Below are 15,187 nucleotides of genomic sequence, written 5' to 3'. Positions count from 1 at the left end.
TATGACAATCGCAACAGACACCCGTACCGCATGCGACGTTGCGGAGGATATGCCTCGCATCGAATCATCCGGACGTCCGCGCATCCGCTCGATCGCCGGAGGCCTGGGCGGCAATCTGATCGAATGGTACGACTTCCTCACGTACAGTATTTTCTCGATCTACTTCGCGAAGTCGTTCTTTCCGAGCGATCAACCGACCGTCCAGCTCATGAACACAGCGGCAATTGCAGCCGTCGGTTATATCGCGCGCCCGCTCGGCAGCTGGTTGATTGGTCTATGGGCCGACAAGCGCGGGCGCAAATCCGCGCTCACCTGGTCGGTCGCAACGATGTGCATCGGGTCATTGATGATCGCCGTCACACCTGGCTACAAGTCAATCGGTGTGTGCGCGCCGATCGTGCTGATCGCAGCGAGACTGCTGCAAGGCTTGAGCATGGGTGGAGAATATGGCACCAGCGCGACCTATCTGAGCGAAATCGCGCCGCCACACCGTCGCGGTTTCTTCGTCGGCTTTTTGCAGGTGAGTGTCATTTCCGGCCAACTGGTGGCGCTCGGGTTGATGCTCCTGTTGCAGAAGACGCTGAGCGCGCATCAGATCGAGGCATGGGGCTGGCGGATTCCGTTTGCAATTGGCGGCGTGCTTGCCATGTTCGCGCTCTACATGCGTCGTAATGTGGTTGAGACGGCGGCATTTGAAGCAGCGCAGCGCGAGGAAGGACCGTCCATAACCGTTCAATTGCTGCAGCACTGGAGACAGATACTGCTCGCAATCGGCATGACCGTTGGCGGCACAGTAGGCTTTTATACCTACACGGTGTACATGCAGAAGTACCTCGTCAATACCGTCGGCCTCACGAAGGAAGTGTCGACGCTCGCCTTTACCTGCGCATTGGTGTTTTACATGTTCCTGCAACCGCTATTTGGTTATGCATCGGATGTGTTTGGCAGACGTCCCGTACTGATCACGTTCGGACTGTCGACCACGCTGTTCTCCGTCCCGCTCTTCAAGGCGCTAAGTATGACGCACGATCCATGGGTTGCGTTCGGTCTGTCGTTCGCGGGCCTTTTCATGCTGGCTGGTTTCACGTCGGTGCATATGCTGGCGAAGGCCGAACTGTTTCCGGCGCGCATACGGGCCCTTGCGGTAGGATTGCCCTACGCTTTGACCACGGCGATCCTCGGCGGCACTACGGAGCTTGTCGCACTGAAATTCAAGGCGAGCGGGCACGAAGCGTATTTTTACTGGTACGTATCTTTGTGAGCCGCCGTCTCGTTGGCCGTCTATCTACGGATGCCCGAATCCAACAATCCTCACGCGCCAGATGACAGACAGTCCGCCGTCTGAGACGATAAATGCCCTTGGCGCCTGAAGGTCCGCACAATTCCCGCCTTTACAGGTACGGATACCAATACCTAGCCGGAAGGCGAACTTCGAGAGATCGCGTGCGTGCCCCACCTGCGCCTGACGTGACAACGGCCGGCAGTGCAATCTTCGCCAAGACCTACGCTCGTCGTTTTCGCCTACGCTCATCGCGCGACCGTCCGCGAATCCTGCTGGATCCCCGTTTTGACGACTCGAGTGAAATCGGAAACGCTCAGTGGAACTGTATCCGCCTTTGCGTTCGAGCGCGTCTTCCGCGCGACAACCAGGATCGCGCCCAAGTGTTCATAAAAACACGCGAGCTGTCGCGCATCGGACAACAATCTCTCCAGATCGAACGCCCTCTCAAGCACCGTCCGCGGGAGATGAAAGCGCTGAAATCCGCGCCGCACGCGAACCTGAAAAACCACCCCATCGCTGTTATGCGGTACTCCTGCCCATACAAGCGGGCCGCAATCCATGACGCCTCCGGAAAATCCCTATCGTCAGATCAATATGCCAGCTATTCTCAATCCGCACATTAATATTTCAAAATTGTGGCGACTGACGCACTGACGCATTCGCAACACTCCCGATATTGCGTTGCAGCATGAACTTCCGTCGACTGAATTTTCGCCTTAGAAGCAGTAGCCCCTCAGTCGCCCCATGACGGGTGAGCACGCCATGACGACTTCTTCACCAGCACTGAGCCAGTCCCTGCCCGCCCTCCATGTGTTCGAACAAGATGGAGGTTGGCATTGGGGCATCACGGTTCCTCGTTCGGTGGGATGCGGATTCAAACTGATCGCATCCAGCAATCACATCCTTCCCAACCAAGACACTGCCCGATGTGATGGTGGTCAAGCGCTGGCCGCGATTGTCACAAGTCCGGGCACCTGAACTTGTCGTCTCCGGCACGGAAAGCCCGCTTGAGTTTTCACGTCTGGATGCAATACTCCAATCAACCTTCAAAGCGAAGCATGCATTGCCGGACGACGGCCAGCACATCCAACTAGACAAGTCCGACTTCCAGATCCGAACCAGCGAGTGAGTGGTGCTCGGATCAATGTGTTAGCTGCGGCTAGCAGACGCGCTGACGACGAGCCGCCTCGCCAAGAAACAGCTGGCTTGTCTACCTGCAAGCAGCCACTGGCGACTGGCGGCTTCTGGCCGCACAGAGCCGGACGTGGGCGCCGCCATCCTGCTACCGCCCTTCGAATCCGCATGGATTGACTTCCGGCGTTGATAAACTTGTGACCGACGCTTCCGTCCCTGAACACCTCGTATCAGTGACCCAAAGTCCAGCCGGGCTGACGTGCGTGATCCGAGGAATCAGTGGCAAAGCGTCGTGGCGGCTGCCAAAATGGCGCCCCCGCAGCCGCGCGGGAAGTCTCGACCAACGACACCCCAAGCCCTGCGTCGATCATCAGCGGCGTATCTCACAGGTAATCGCTTTGAAATTGTCGTTTGAAGTTATCGAAGTGCTCGATGCCATAGACCGGGCGGGAACGTTCGCGGAAGCGGCCGTGCTGCTTCATCGCGTACCGTCGGCATTGACTTATCTGGTGAAAAAGGCGGAGGCTGATCTTGGCGTCGCCCTGTTTGATCGCAACGGCCGGCGCGCGCAGATGACGGAGGCGGGAAGACTGCTCGTGGAGGACGGTCGTCATGTGCTGCGAGCCGGGCAGGATCTGGAGAGCAAGGTTCGAAGTGTCCATGCGGGTTGGGAGGCCGAGCTCAGGCTGTGCGTCGACGATATTCTCCCGTTGCCTTCGTTGTGGCCGCACGTGCGTGCGTTCTACGAACTGAAGATGACGACACGGCTGCGTTTATCGACCGAAGTGCTCGGCGGCGTGTGGGACGCGCTTGTGACGGGGCGTGCGGATATCGCGATCGGCGCCGCGGGAGAGCCGCCACACGCGCCCAACATTGCAGCAAGGCCGATCGGCCTGCTACGTCACGTTTTTGTCGTGGCGCCTTATCATCCGCTTGCCGCGAACGAAAAGCCACTCGACAGCAGCGCAATTTCAAGTCACCGCGGCGTCGTCATCAGCGATACATCGCGTGAACTCGAGCCGAGATCGGTGGCCATTCATGACGGACAACCGGTCATCGTCGTACCGAACCTGGCCGCCAAAATCGACCTCCTTTGCGAAGGCATTGCCGTCGGCATGCTGCCCGCGCCTGTCGCCGACGAGTTGATACGGCAGGGCAAGCTCGTCGAGCGCCAGGTAACAGGCGTGCGAGCGCACACAAACTGCTACCTCGGCTGGCGGGAGGATAAGACGGGGCGTGCGTCGAGATGGTGGATTGAACGACTGGATCAGATCGATCTGATAACCGGGCTTTTCAGTGCGCGCGGCATCGCTACCTGAAGCAAATGCCCGTCTCACACCTCGGTGTCGACTCGCTGGATGGGGAAGACAGGATGCTCGGAAAATACGTCGAGGCGCGCGTGATACGTGGTCGTAGCAACGTGAGCGCCTCGAACGATAAACGCATCGCGTCGTGCCCCCGATATCGGCGCGACGGGTATAACGCGCCATCAGGTCGCCGTTCGGGACCGACCAGCTGCATCGCTGCGTGAAGCTGCACGCCGATAGGTGTCAACTCGCCCGGGACGCACTTGCACGGCGGACAGTCGCGGTCACGCGTTCGGCGGAGCCTGAGTTTGGCTGCGCAGGCATGCTGTCGTGATACGCAGGCATCTCGTTATCATGCCGTTCGGCGATGTCTGCAAGTAACCCCGCACAACATCGAGTGTCCGCGCGGAGCCGGGGTGAAAGGCTCCTTGCGGCCCAGATCAGCCTTTCAGCTTTGTATGCCCAAAGTCAGCAAGCTGCTCCATAGCGACAGTGTCGCTTGCCCTCGCGCGTACCGCTCAACGACGGCAGGCATATCGCTTGGATGGCGAGCGGGCTTTATTCAAAGTTATCCTTTTGCGGCAGGTAACGGCTCATCAACATCAGCGGATTCCGTTTTTGCTTTCGACTTTCCCGCGATGTCGATCACTTTCGCCCGGAGCTCGGGCACCAGCTCGACCGCTTTTTCGAATGCCTTGGAATGAACCAGCTCGTGCCACGGACTCCCGTGATTCTTTTCATCTGCTAGCAGACGCAGCGGTGCTTCCTCCATCCGCGACAATGTGGATGCAAACAGGCGATTTTCAAACGCAGGATCAATTCTTACAGCCTCCTTCCGGTACCCTTCGTACGCTTTGGATACCGAAGCCTTAAATGCATAGTCCTCAGCCAATCGGAATCGTTGACCGATTTGCTTTGTTGCCAGCCATGCAAACCAAAAAGGCGCACCGACGCTTACCAGTGATACGCCGAGGTGCAGAGCAATAGCTCCCCAAGTCGGTGTGGCGCTTGAGAGAAGCCCGTTCAAAGCACGAACACGTTCGTACCCAATGACCGCCGCCATTGCTAGCGTGAGCAACAAGCTACCGGTCCACCATCGAATGGAAACGTTAAGCTTGTTCGCGCGATCATCAAAGGCTCCTGCCAGTCCTTTGGATGTCGCAATTCGGTAAGCGTCTTCGCATTTTTCAACGACTGCTGCAGCGTCTTTTTGATGCTGCTGCATTGAGCGAGCCGCTTCCAAGATTTCGGCCAGAGCTTTTCTAGCTTCTTGCTGTGCCACCCGTGCATCAGCTTCGGATTGTTTGGTTCTCTCTCTTGCCTCGTGAAGCGCAGCAAGATCGATATCAAGAGACTCCGCTGCTGAATGAGCAGCCAGAATCTGTCCCACCTTCGTTTCCAAGTCGCCTGTTTTATCTTCGACCGAGCTGACCCGTGTTTCGGCTGCGTTGATCCGACGCTTCAACTGAGGAGGAATCGCATACAAGTCGGGATGTGTTGGCCACTGAAGCGCGTCGGTAAGCAAGGAATTCAGTGTCTCCAACAGGAGCAGCAACGCAGGCACTGCGTGGACAGCATTGCCACTAAACGCTTGAGGGACGGTATTTCCGATTGCGAAGTTGAGACCCTTGGTCATTCCCTGGATGCGCGCCGCGACGTCATCGGGGAGCTCGACGTCGGCCTGTTTTCGAATCCGGTTCGAAAGCGAGTTAATCAGGGCGACGATATCATCCCGACTCACTCCGACTATGTTCCAGCCAAATGCCTCGTTGAGTTGCCGCTGTTCAGGTACGTTCTTTATTGACGTTGCCATCGTATCGAGCGCAACGCAAAGAGCCAGCAGGTTTGGATCGAATGATTTTTCGTCAGCCATTTTGTTTCCCCGTTTTTTTAAGTTCGATTCGCGCGTCAAGGCCCGAAGCATCGCGAGATGCAAGTTTAAATCACCAACGGCGCATGTTGTCCGAAAGCAACCTGAGCGCTTTCCCCTAGTCAGCGGTAGTCAAAGACGCCAAGGTGGCCATCGCTGTGTCAAGTGACAGCTTCCGATCATTAACTAGCGTTCGCAACGCGATTTCGAAGGACTGTTCCTGGCCGGCAGCCGACAGATGTACAGAACCGCTACCGCCCCCTGAAGCGACCATCAAGATGGTGAAAGCGGACGCTCATCCTCGCGCATCGACTTGCCGATCCACTTAGACGCGCAGGCAATGCCAATTGACGATCATTCGACTACCTACCGCTGCCCGGTCGTTGATTTCCACACGAACGCGGCAATCCTTTCGACGATACCGTCCGCCAACGGGAGATCGGGATCAGGATAAGCCGCGAGGTTGGCTCGACGGTCAGCCATATGTACCGCTTTGAGCACGTGGTTGGCGTCGGCGACAAGCACGAGTTCAACGGCGGGATTTGCCTGTTTCAACCGTTGCGCATCCGCGGAGCCCACCTGAAGATCCTGCAATCCCTGCATGATGAGCACTGGCTTGCCCGCTCATCCCCGGACATCAATCCAACGGCGGCACGGCCCCCTCGGCCAAGGTCTTGAGCAACCGCGCGCGACGGCGTTCGAGATCCGCGATCTGACGTTCGATCGACGCCAGTCGTTTGCGCTGGGCATCAGTGGTTTCAGGGCATGCGCCCGCGCCTTCGATCATGCGCATGCAGTCGGGAAACGAACGAATCTCGGCCAGACTGAAACCCGTTGCGATCATCCGCTGAATCTGCCTGACCTGCGTCACCGCTGCGGCAGGAAACGCGCGGTAACCATTGCTCGCGCGAACGGACGTGAGCAGCCCCTGCTCGTCGTAATGACGGATCGAGCGCACGCTTGCGCCGGTCTGGCGCGCAAGCTCGCCAATGGTCAGCAGGTTTTGTCCGGGAGATCGAGTCATGGAAAAAGCATAGCAGCTTTCGCTTGACCCTCACATCAGTGTCAGGGTTGAAACTCGTGGGCATCTCAACGATTCTCGAACACCGATCATGCCCCATACCCTCTTGCGTCACGTGCTTTCGACACTGGTGGCCATGCTCGCCGCGCTTGCGGTGATATCGACGGCCGGCGCCGCGACAACAAACTATACGGTGACCGCGCCGGACGGCGTCACCCTTGCCGTCCAGGAATCGGGAAACCCGTCCGGGCCGGCGATCGTGCTGATTCACGGCTTGCTCGGCAGTCATCTGAACTGGGATGCACAGGTCGACAGCGCGCTGCTTCAGCGGTATCGCATCATCACGTACGACCTGCGCGGCCACGGCCTGTCCGGCAAGCCGGCGGGAACCGCCGCCTATCTCGACGGGCGGCGCTGGGCGGACGATCTCGCCGCCGTCATTGCGTCATCGCATGCGAACCGTCCGGTACTGGTCGGATGGTCGCTGGGCGGCGCCGTCATCTCGAACTACCTGGCCGCTCATGGCGATAGCCGGATCGCGGGAGCCGTCTACGTCGACGGAGTGATCGAACTGAAGGCGGACCAGCTCGTCGCCCATGCGGACATCTATCGCGACATGATCTCCGCGGACCTGAAGACGCACCTCGATGGCGAACGCGCATTTCTCGGCCAGTGCTTCCACACGCAACCCGACACCGCCACGGCCGACCGGCTGCTCGCGAACGCGGCGATGGCTTCATGGGACATGCAGCGCGCGGTGCCGTCGATGACGGTGGCGGCGGCCGAAGGCCTCGGCAACACCCGCGTGCCGGTGCTGCTGCTCTATGGCGAACGCGACGCGCTGGTGAACACCCACGGGGCGATCGCCCGTGCCAAGGCCATTGCGCCGCGCGTTCAAATCCGACTGTACGCGAACTCGGGCCATGCGCCTTTCATCGAGGAACCGGCGCGCTTCAATCGCGATCTGGCTGATTTCGTCGACCGTGTCGCAACGCACTGAGCAAACCGTGTCCGCGCGGACGCCAAACCGCTACCATCGATGTTCGTCCCCACGGAGAACCGCCGATGAGCCGCCCCGATTTCATCAAGCACTGGACCGAACTCGAAGAACCCGATGCGCATTGCTATCGCGGCGATACCGAGCCGATGGCACTGGATGCCCCGCTTTCCGCCGCGCTCGGCATCACGCGCATCGGTATTCATCACGTGAGGCTGCTTCCGGGCCGGCGGACATCGTACCCGCATGCCGAAAGCACCGAGCAGGAATTCGTGTACGTGCTCGAAGGCAAGCCCGACGTCTGGATCGACGGCGTGCTTCATCCGGTCGCCGAAGGCGATTCGGTCGCGTTTCCCGCGGGTACCGGCATCTGCCACACCTTCATCAACAATACGAAGGACGAAGTCCGGTTGATGGTGATCGGCGAACGCCCGCGCGACGACAACCGCATTCGCTACCCGCTCAACGAGGCCTATGAGCGGACCCGCGCGGATCGCTGGGTCGACTGGCCCGACAGGCCGCTCGGCCCCCATGACGGGATGCCGGACTGACGTTTGCAGCGGCTCGCCCGCGGCATACCGGCCCGGGCCCGGGGCTGGTGATAAGCTGCGAGGCGGTACGCAATCGCATCCGCCCGCCCACGCCCCAACGAGAGCCCGTCATGCCCATCGCTTCCTCCGTCCGCTCCGCCTTCACCCCCACCGGCAAGCTCCGCGCGTCGATCAACCTCGGCAACCCGATCCTCGCGAACCGGGATCCGGCGACCGGCGAACCGTTCGGCGTCTCGATCGACCTCGCGCGCGCATTCGCCGAGCGCCTGTCGGCCGAGCTGGAACTCGTCGTATTCGACACCGCCGGCCAATCGGTGCAGGCGCTGACTGAAGAACGCGCCGATTTCGGCTTCTTCGCGGTCGATCCGCTGCGCGGTGAAACGGTTGCGTTCACCGCACCGTACGTGCTGATCGAAGGCTTCTATCTCGTACCCGACGCATCGCCGATCCGCACCAACGCGGACGTCGACCAGCCGCACAACCGCGTGGCCGTCGGCAAGGGCAGCGCGTACGACCTGTTCCTCACGCGCGAACTGAAAGCCGCCCGGATCGTGCGCGCGCCGACATCGCAGGCCGTCGTGCCGACGTTTCTCGAACAGCATCTGGAAGTCGCCGCCGGCGTGAAGCAGCAACTCGAAGCCGACGCCGCGAAGACGACCGGCCTGCGCCTGCTCGACGCGCGCTTCATGGAGATTCGGCAGGCGATGGGCGTACCGAAGAGCCGCGGCGAAGCCGCCGCCGCGGTGTTGAACGCCTTCGTCGAGGACATGAAGGCGTCGGGCTTCGTCGCCGAATCGCTGCGTCGGCACGGTATCACGGGCGCGTCCGTCGCCCCGGCCGCCTGACCGGACGCGCATGACGAAATGAAACGGCCGCGGTGTCCGGCAAGACACCGCGGCCGTCGACCGAATGGAAGCCCCGCGCTCAACCGACGCGAGCCTCTCCCTCGCGCTCGGCTTCCCCCTCATCCGAACTCGCGCGCGCCAGCACCGGCTTGAGCGCCTGCCCCGTATGGCTCGCGCCGACCTTCACGAGCGCTTCGGGCGGCGCCGCCGCGACGATCGTGCCGCCGCCCACACCGCCCTCCGGCCCGAGGTCGATGATCCAGTCGGCTTCCGCGATCACGTCGAGATCATGCTCGATCACGACGACGCTATGCCCCGCATCGACGAGCCGGTGCAGCACGCGGATCAGCTTCGCGACGTCCGCCATGTGCAGGCCGACTGTCGGTTCGTCGAGCACGTACAGCGTATGCGGCGCCTTCTGACCACGCCGCGTGATGTCGTCGCGCACCTTCGTCAGCTCGGTGACCAGCTTGATGCGCTGCGCCTCGCCGCCGGACAACGTCGGTGACGGCTGGCCGAGCGTCAGGTAACCGAGCCCGACGTCCTTCATCAGCTGCAGCGGATGCGCGATGTTCGAGATCGGCGCGAAGAATTCCACCGCCTCGTCGATCTCCATCGTCAGCACGTCGCCGATGTTCCGGCCACGCCACGTGACGGCGAGCGTCTCCGGATTGAAACGCTGGCCGTGACACACGTCGCACGGCACCTTCACGTCGGGCAGGAAGCTCATGCCGATCGTGCGCACGCCTTGTCCTTCGCACGCCGGGCAGCGCCCGTCGCCGGTATTGAACGAGAACCGGGACGCCGTATAGCCGCGCGCACGCGCCTCCAGGGTGTCCGCGAACAGCTTGCGGATCGTGTCCCACACGCCGATGTAGGTGGCCGGACACGAACGCGGTGTCTTGCCGATCGGCGTCTGGTCGACTTCGAGCACGCGATCGATCTGCTCCCAGCCGCTCAGCGACGCGCAGCCCTGCCACGCGTGCGTGACGTTCAGCGACGGCCGCGGCGCGCTGCGTGCGAGCACGCTCGAGCGGCGGTTGGCCGCCGGCGCGTCCTGCTGCGCGGCCTTGCGTGCGCGCCGTGTGGCGGGCGACGACAGCACCGAGCGGCCGACCGCGTCGAGCAGGTTCGTCATCAGCACGTCGCGCGCGAGCGTCGACTTGCCCGAGCCGCTGACACCCGTCACCGCGACGAGCCGCGCGAGCGGAATGCCGACCGTGACGTCGCGCAGGTTGTGCAGCCGTGCGCCATGCACGGTCAACCACGCTTCCGGCACGGCCGCGCCGCCCTTCTTGCCCGGCAGGCTCACGCTACGGCGCGGCTGCAGCGGATGCGTCATCGGCCGCGCGAGCAGCCGACCCGTGACCGAGTCGGCCTGCGCGGCGAGATCGGCGACCGCGCCCTGCGCGACCAGCGCACCGCCGCGCTTGCCGGCGCCGGGGCCGATGTCGATGATGTGATCGGCGCGACGGATCGTGTCCTCGTCGTGTTCGACGACGACGAGCGTATTGCCCTTGTCGCCGAGCTTGCGCAGCGCGTCGAGCAGGATCTGGTTGTCGCGCGGATGCAGGCCGATCGTCGGCTCGTCGAGCACGTAGCACACGCCCTGCAGGTTGCTGCCGAGCTGCGCGGCGAGCCGGATGCGCTGCGCTTCGCCGCCCGACAGGCTCGGCGCCGCACGGTCGAGGCTCAGGTAACCGAGCCCGACTTCCTCGAGGAATGCGAGGCGGCTGCCGATCTCGCTGACGATGTCGCGCGCGATCTGCGCGTCGCGCCCGGTGAGTTCGAGCGCGTCGATCCAGCGGCGCGTGTCCGACACCGTCCACTGCGCGACCTCGACGATCGGATGCGCGTCGAACGTGACCGCGCGAGCGGTCGGGTTCAGCCGCGTCCCGCCGCAGTCCGGGCACGGCTCGTTGCCGACGCCTTCCGGTTCCTGCTCGTCCGACGGCAGCGTCTGCTCGCGGCCGCGGCCGTCCTCGGCGAGTACCGTGTCGTCGTACGCGGCGCGTTGTTCGCGCGTAAGCGTGACGCCGGTGCCGACGCAGGTCGTGCACCAGCCGTGCTTGCTGTTGTACGAGAACATTCGCGGGTCCAGCTCCGGATAGCTCGTGCCGCATACCGGGCACGCACGCTTGACCGACAGCACCTTGACCGTGCCGACGCGCGCGGTCGAATGGTTGTTCCGCATCGCGTCGTGCAGCCCGTCGAGCGGCGCGAGCAGGTGCATCACGCCCTTGCCGAGCTCGAGCGTCTCGTCGAGCCTGCGACGCAATTCGGCTTCGTTGTCCGGCGACACGACGAGATCGGCGACCGGCAATTCGATCGTGTGCTCGCGGAAGCGGTCGAGCTTCGGCCACGGATCGACCGGCACGAACTCGCCGTCGACACGCAGATGCGTGCTGCCGCGCGCCTTCGCCCACTTCGCGAGATCGGTGTACACCCCCTTGCGGTTCACGACGAGCGGCGCGAGCAATCCGACGTGCTCGCCGCGATGATCGCGCAGCAGCTGCGCGGCGATCGATTCGACGGATTGCGACGTGACCGGCGTGCCGTCGTGGATGCAATGCTGCAGGCCGAGCTTCACGTACAGCAGCCGCAGGAAGTGCCACACTTCGGACGTGGTCGCGACCGTGCTCTTGCGCCCGCCGCGCGACAGCCGCTGCTCGATCGCGACGGTCGGCGGAATGCCGTACACCGCGTCGACTTCGGGCCGCCCGGCCGGCTGCACGATCGAGCGTGCATACGCGTTCAGCGATTCGAGGTAGCGGCGCTGGCCTTCGTGGAACAGGATGTCGAACGCGAGCGTCGACTTGCCGGAGCCCGATACGCCGGTGATCACGTTGAACTTGCCGTGCGGAATGTCGACGTCGAGCGCCTTCAGGTTGTGCTCGCGCGCGTTGACGATCCGCACGACGTCCTCGCCCTCGATCGCACGGCGCTCGCGCGCGGCGTTCAGCACGGCCTGCAGCGGCACGCCTTCGTCGGCGAGCGCCGCCTCGGCGTCCATCGCGCGGTCGTACTGCAGCAGCGCCACGCCCGTGTGCGATTCGGCGCAGGCCTTCACGTCGTCGGGCGTGCCCGCGCACAGCACGAGGCCGCCGCCGTCGCCGCCTTCCGGGCCGAGATCGATCAGCCAGTCCGCCGCGCGGATCACGTCGAGGTTGTGCTCGATCACGATCAGCGAATGGCCGGCCGCGAGCAGCTTGCCGAACGCCTGCATCAGCTTCGCGATGTCGTCGAAGTGCAGCCCGGTGGTCGGCTCGTCGAACATGAACAGCTTCGCGCGCGCGATGCGCGCCTCTTCCGTCGCGACCCGGCGCCCGTTGGCCGCCGCCGCGGATTCGGCGAGGAAGCCGGCGAGCTTCAGGCGCTGCGCCTCGCCGCCCGACAGCGTCGGCACCGGCTGGCCGAGCTTCACGTATTCGAGGCCGACGTCGACGATCGGCTGCAGCACGCGCAGCACCTCGGCGTCGGTCGCGAAGAACGCGGCCGCCTCGCTGACGGTCAGGTCGAGCACGTCGGCGATGTTCAGCGCACGGCCGCCGCGCTCGATGCGCACCTCGAGGATCTCGGCGCGGTAGCGGCTGCCGTCGCAGTCCGGGCAGCGCAGGTACACGTCGCTCAGGAACTGCATCTCGATGTGCTCGAAGCCCGAGCCGCCGCAGGTCGGGCAACGACCGTCGCCCGAGTTGAAGCTGAACGTGCCGGCGCCGTAGCCGCGCTGCAGCGCGAGCGGCGCCTTCGCGAACAGCTTGCGGATCTCGTCGAACGCGCCGACGTAGCTCGCCGGGTTCGAGCGCGTGGTCTTGCCGATCGGCGACTGGTCGACGAACACGACGTCGCCGACCTGGTCCGCGCCCGTGAGGCTGCGGTACGCGCCCGGCGACTCGGTCGCCTTGCCGTGGTGCCGCGCCATCGCCGGATACAGCACGTCCTGCAGCAGCGTCGATTTGCCGGAACCGGACACGCCCGTCACGCAGACGAGCCGCTGCAGCGGAATCTCGACCGTCACGTCGCGCAGGTTGTGTTCGCTCGCGCCTTCGAGCACGATGCGCGGCGTATGCGCGTCGACCGCCCGGCGCGCCCAGTTCGACGCGTGCGCGACCTGCTTGCGGCCGCCGAGATACTCGCCGGTCAGCGTGGGCGCGGAACGGATGTCGGCCGGCGTGCCGTCGTAGACGATCGTGCCGCCGCGCTCGCCCGGACCCGGCCCCATGTCGATCAGCCGGTCGGCCGCGAGCATCACCGACGGATCGTGCTCGACGACGACCAGCGTATTGCCCGCGTCGCGCAGCCGCTGCATCGCCTCGACGATCCGTGTCAGATCGCGCGGATGCAGCCCGATGCTCGGTTCGTCGAGGACGAACAGGGTTTTGGTCAGCGACGTGCCCAGCGCCGTCGTCAGGTTGATCCGCTGCACCTCGCCGCCCGACAGCGTGCGGCTCTGCCGGTCGAGCGTCAGGTAGCCGAGCCCCACGTCGCACAGGTATTTCAGGCGCGTGCGCACCTCGGCGAGCAGCAGCTTCAGCGCATCGTCGAGCAGCGCGCTCGGCAGGCTGATGCCGTCGAAAAAGCGCCGGATGCGCTCGATCGGCAGCAGCATCAGGTCGTGCACGGTCAGGCCCGGCAGCGCCTCGAGCTGCGCGCGGCTCCAGTCGACGCCGCGCGGCATGAAGCGCTCGGCCGGCGCGAGCACGCCGTCGGCATTCTCTTTCGAGCCGAGCCGCCATTGCAGCGATTCCGTCTTCAGGCGCGCGCCGCCGCACACGTCGCACGGCGTGTAGCTGCGGTATTTCGACAGCAGCACGCGGATGTGCATCTTGTACGCTTTCGATTCGAGATAGCCGAAGAAGCGCTTCACGCCGTACCACTGGCTCTGCCACTTGCCGTTCCAGTCCGGCGAACCGTTGACGACCCAGTCGCGTTCGGCGTCGGTCAGCTCGGACCACGCCACGTCGCGGCGGATGCCGGCCTTCGCCGCGTAGCGCATCAGGTCGTCCTGGCACTCTTTCCATGCGGGGGTCTGCATCGGCTTGATCGCGCCGCCGCGCAGCGTCTTGCGCGCGTCCGGAATCACGAGGCCGAGATCGACGCCGATCACGCGGCCGAAGCCGCGGCAGGTTTCGCACGCGCCGTACGCCGAGTTGAACGAGAACAGCGCCGCCTGCGGTTCCGCGTAGCGCAGGTCGCTGTCGGGATCGTGCAGCCCGGTGGAGAAGCGCCACACCTGCGGCTCGGCGACCGCATGTTCGGCCTCGGGGGCCAGCACGTATACGTTCACGCGGCCGCCGCCGCGCTTCAGCGACGCCTCGATCGCCTCGACCACGCGCACCTTGTCGGCCTGCTGCACGCGGAAGCGGTCGGCCACCACGTCGAGCACCTTGCGCGGCCCGGTGGGCGACGCGACTTCGCGCTGCGCCTGCACGCGCGTATAGCCGCTCGCGGACAGCCACTGCGCGATTTCCTCGTCGGACACCGCTTCCGGCAATTCGACCGGGAACGTGACGACGACGCGCGGATCGTCCGCCCGCGTGCGAGCGACGAGATCCGCGTAGATCGTTTCCGGCGTGTCGTGCCGCACCTGCCGCGCGGTCTGGCGGTCGAACAGCTCGGCCGCGCGCGCGTACAGCAGCTTCAGGTGATCGTTCAGCTCGGTCATCGTGCCGACGGTCGAACGCGAACTGCGGACCGGGTTGGTCTGGTCGATCGCGATCGCGGGCGGCACGCCGTCGACGCGCTCGACCTGCGGGCGGTCCATCCGGTCGAGGAACTGGCGTGCGTACGCGCTGAAGGTTTCGACGTAGCGCCGCTGCCCTTCCGCATACAGCGTGTCGAACACGAGACTCGACTTGCCGGAGCCCGACGGGCCCGTGACGACCGTCATTTCGCCGGTGCGCAGGTCGAGATCGAGGTTCTTGAGGTTGTGCTGACGTGCTCCGCGAATGCGGATCAGATTGCTGGATGACAATTTGCCTGCCCGTCTGAATGAGTTAGCCGGAATTCACGGTGCCGGAACGCTGCGGCGGATATCCGCAGGCGCGGCGCACGCGCCGCAAGGGTTGCACCTGTGCGGCTCGAGTTCGACGGGTACTATACTGTATATTCATACAGTTTTCCATGACGACCCTGCGGGCGTCATGGGCAGGCGGCCGGGGAACGGCCGGCAAGCGCCCT

The 15,187-nt window shown here is 63.8% G+C and carries 9 protein-coding genes; 5 read left to right on the top strand and 4 right to left on the bottom strand.

What is annotated here, in order from left to right; genetic code table 11:
* Nucleotide 1: 1 nt before the first annotated feature.
* Both G3N62_RS04110 and G3N62_RS04105 read left to right on the top strand, forming a co-directional pair.
* Nucleotides 2–1,261 (top strand): MFS transporter, encoded by a 1,260-nt coding sequence (locus G3N62_RS04110; protein WP_241012838.1) that lies wholly within the window; start codon nucleotides 2–4, stop codon nucleotides 1,259–1,261.
* Between the two features lie 1,553 nt (nucleotides 1,262–2,814).
* Nucleotides 2,815–3,735 (top strand): LysR family transcriptional regulator, encoded by a 921-nt coding sequence (locus tag G3N62_RS04105; protein WP_124669994.1) that lies wholly within the window; start codon nucleotides 2,815–2,817, stop codon nucleotides 3,733–3,735.
* 556 nt (nucleotides 3,736–4,291) lie between these two features.
* On the opposite strand, the gene G3N62_RS04100 is transcribed toward G3N62_RS04105, so the two are convergent.
* From G3N62_RS04100 to G3N62_RS04090, 3 genes are all read right to left on the bottom strand, one after another.
* On the bottom strand, nucleotides 4,292–5,596 hold the full coding sequence (locus tag G3N62_RS04100; protein ID WP_124669995.1) for a hypothetical protein: 1,305 nt from the start codon (nucleotides 5,594–5,596) through the stop codon (nucleotides 4,292–4,294).
* 363 nt (nucleotides 5,597–5,959) lie between these two features.
* A complete protein-coding gene (locus G3N62_RS04095) occupies nucleotides 5,960–6,196 on the bottom strand; it encodes a hypothetical protein (protein WP_206141144.1) in 237 nt (78 codons plus the stop codon).
* A gap of 34 nt (nucleotides 6,197–6,230) precedes the next feature.
* On the bottom strand, nucleotides 6,231–6,617 hold the full coding sequence (locus tag G3N62_RS04090; RefSeq protein WP_034191796.1) for a MerR family transcriptional regulator: 387 nt from the start codon (nucleotides 6,615–6,617) through the stop codon (nucleotides 6,231–6,233).
* A gap of 133 nt (nucleotides 6,618–6,750) precedes the next feature.
* Here G3N62_RS04090 and G3N62_RS04085 point away from each other — a divergent pair, with 133 nt between their 5' ends.
* The 3 genes from G3N62_RS04085 (at nucleotide 6,751) to G3N62_RS04075 (ending at nucleotide 9,007) form a co-directional block, all read left to right on the top strand.
* Nucleotides 6,751–7,614, top strand: a complete 864-nt coding sequence (locus tag G3N62_RS04085; protein ID WP_233623003.1) for an alpha/beta hydrolase — start codon at nucleotides 6,751–6,753, stop codon at nucleotides 7,612–7,614.
* 65 nt (nucleotides 7,615–7,679) lie between these two features.
* Complete coding sequence (locus G3N62_RS04080; RefSeq protein WP_034191798.1) at nucleotides 7,680–8,162, top strand: cupin domain-containing protein; 483 nt, start codon at nucleotides 7,680–7,682, stop codon at nucleotides 8,160–8,162.
* A 110-nt stretch (nucleotides 8,163–8,272) separates the two neighbouring features.
* A complete protein-coding gene (locus tag G3N62_RS04075; protein WP_034191799.1) occupies nucleotides 8,273–9,007 on the top strand; it encodes an ABC transporter substrate-binding protein in 735 nt (244 codons plus the stop codon).
* A 79-nt stretch (nucleotides 9,008–9,086) separates the two neighbouring features.
* Here the strand turns inward: G3N62_RS04075 and uvrA are convergent, their stop codons facing one another.
* Nucleotides 9,087–14,981: an excinuclease ABC subunit UvrA gene (gene uvrA, locus G3N62_RS04070; protein ID WP_124669997.1), complete on the bottom strand. Its 5,895-nt coding sequence runs from the start codon at nucleotides 14,979–14,981 to the stop codon at nucleotides 9,087–9,089.
* Nucleotides 14,982–15,187: the final 206 nt, after the last annotated feature.

Source organism: Burkholderia sp. Tr-20355 (assembly GCF_017104685.1).
Taxonomy (GTDB): Bacteria; Pseudomonadota; Gammaproteobacteria; order Burkholderiales; family Burkholderiaceae; genus Burkholderia; species Burkholderia seminalis.
Note: the sequence above shows the minus strand (reverse complement) of the source record. Positions and strands in the feature narration are given on the sequence as shown.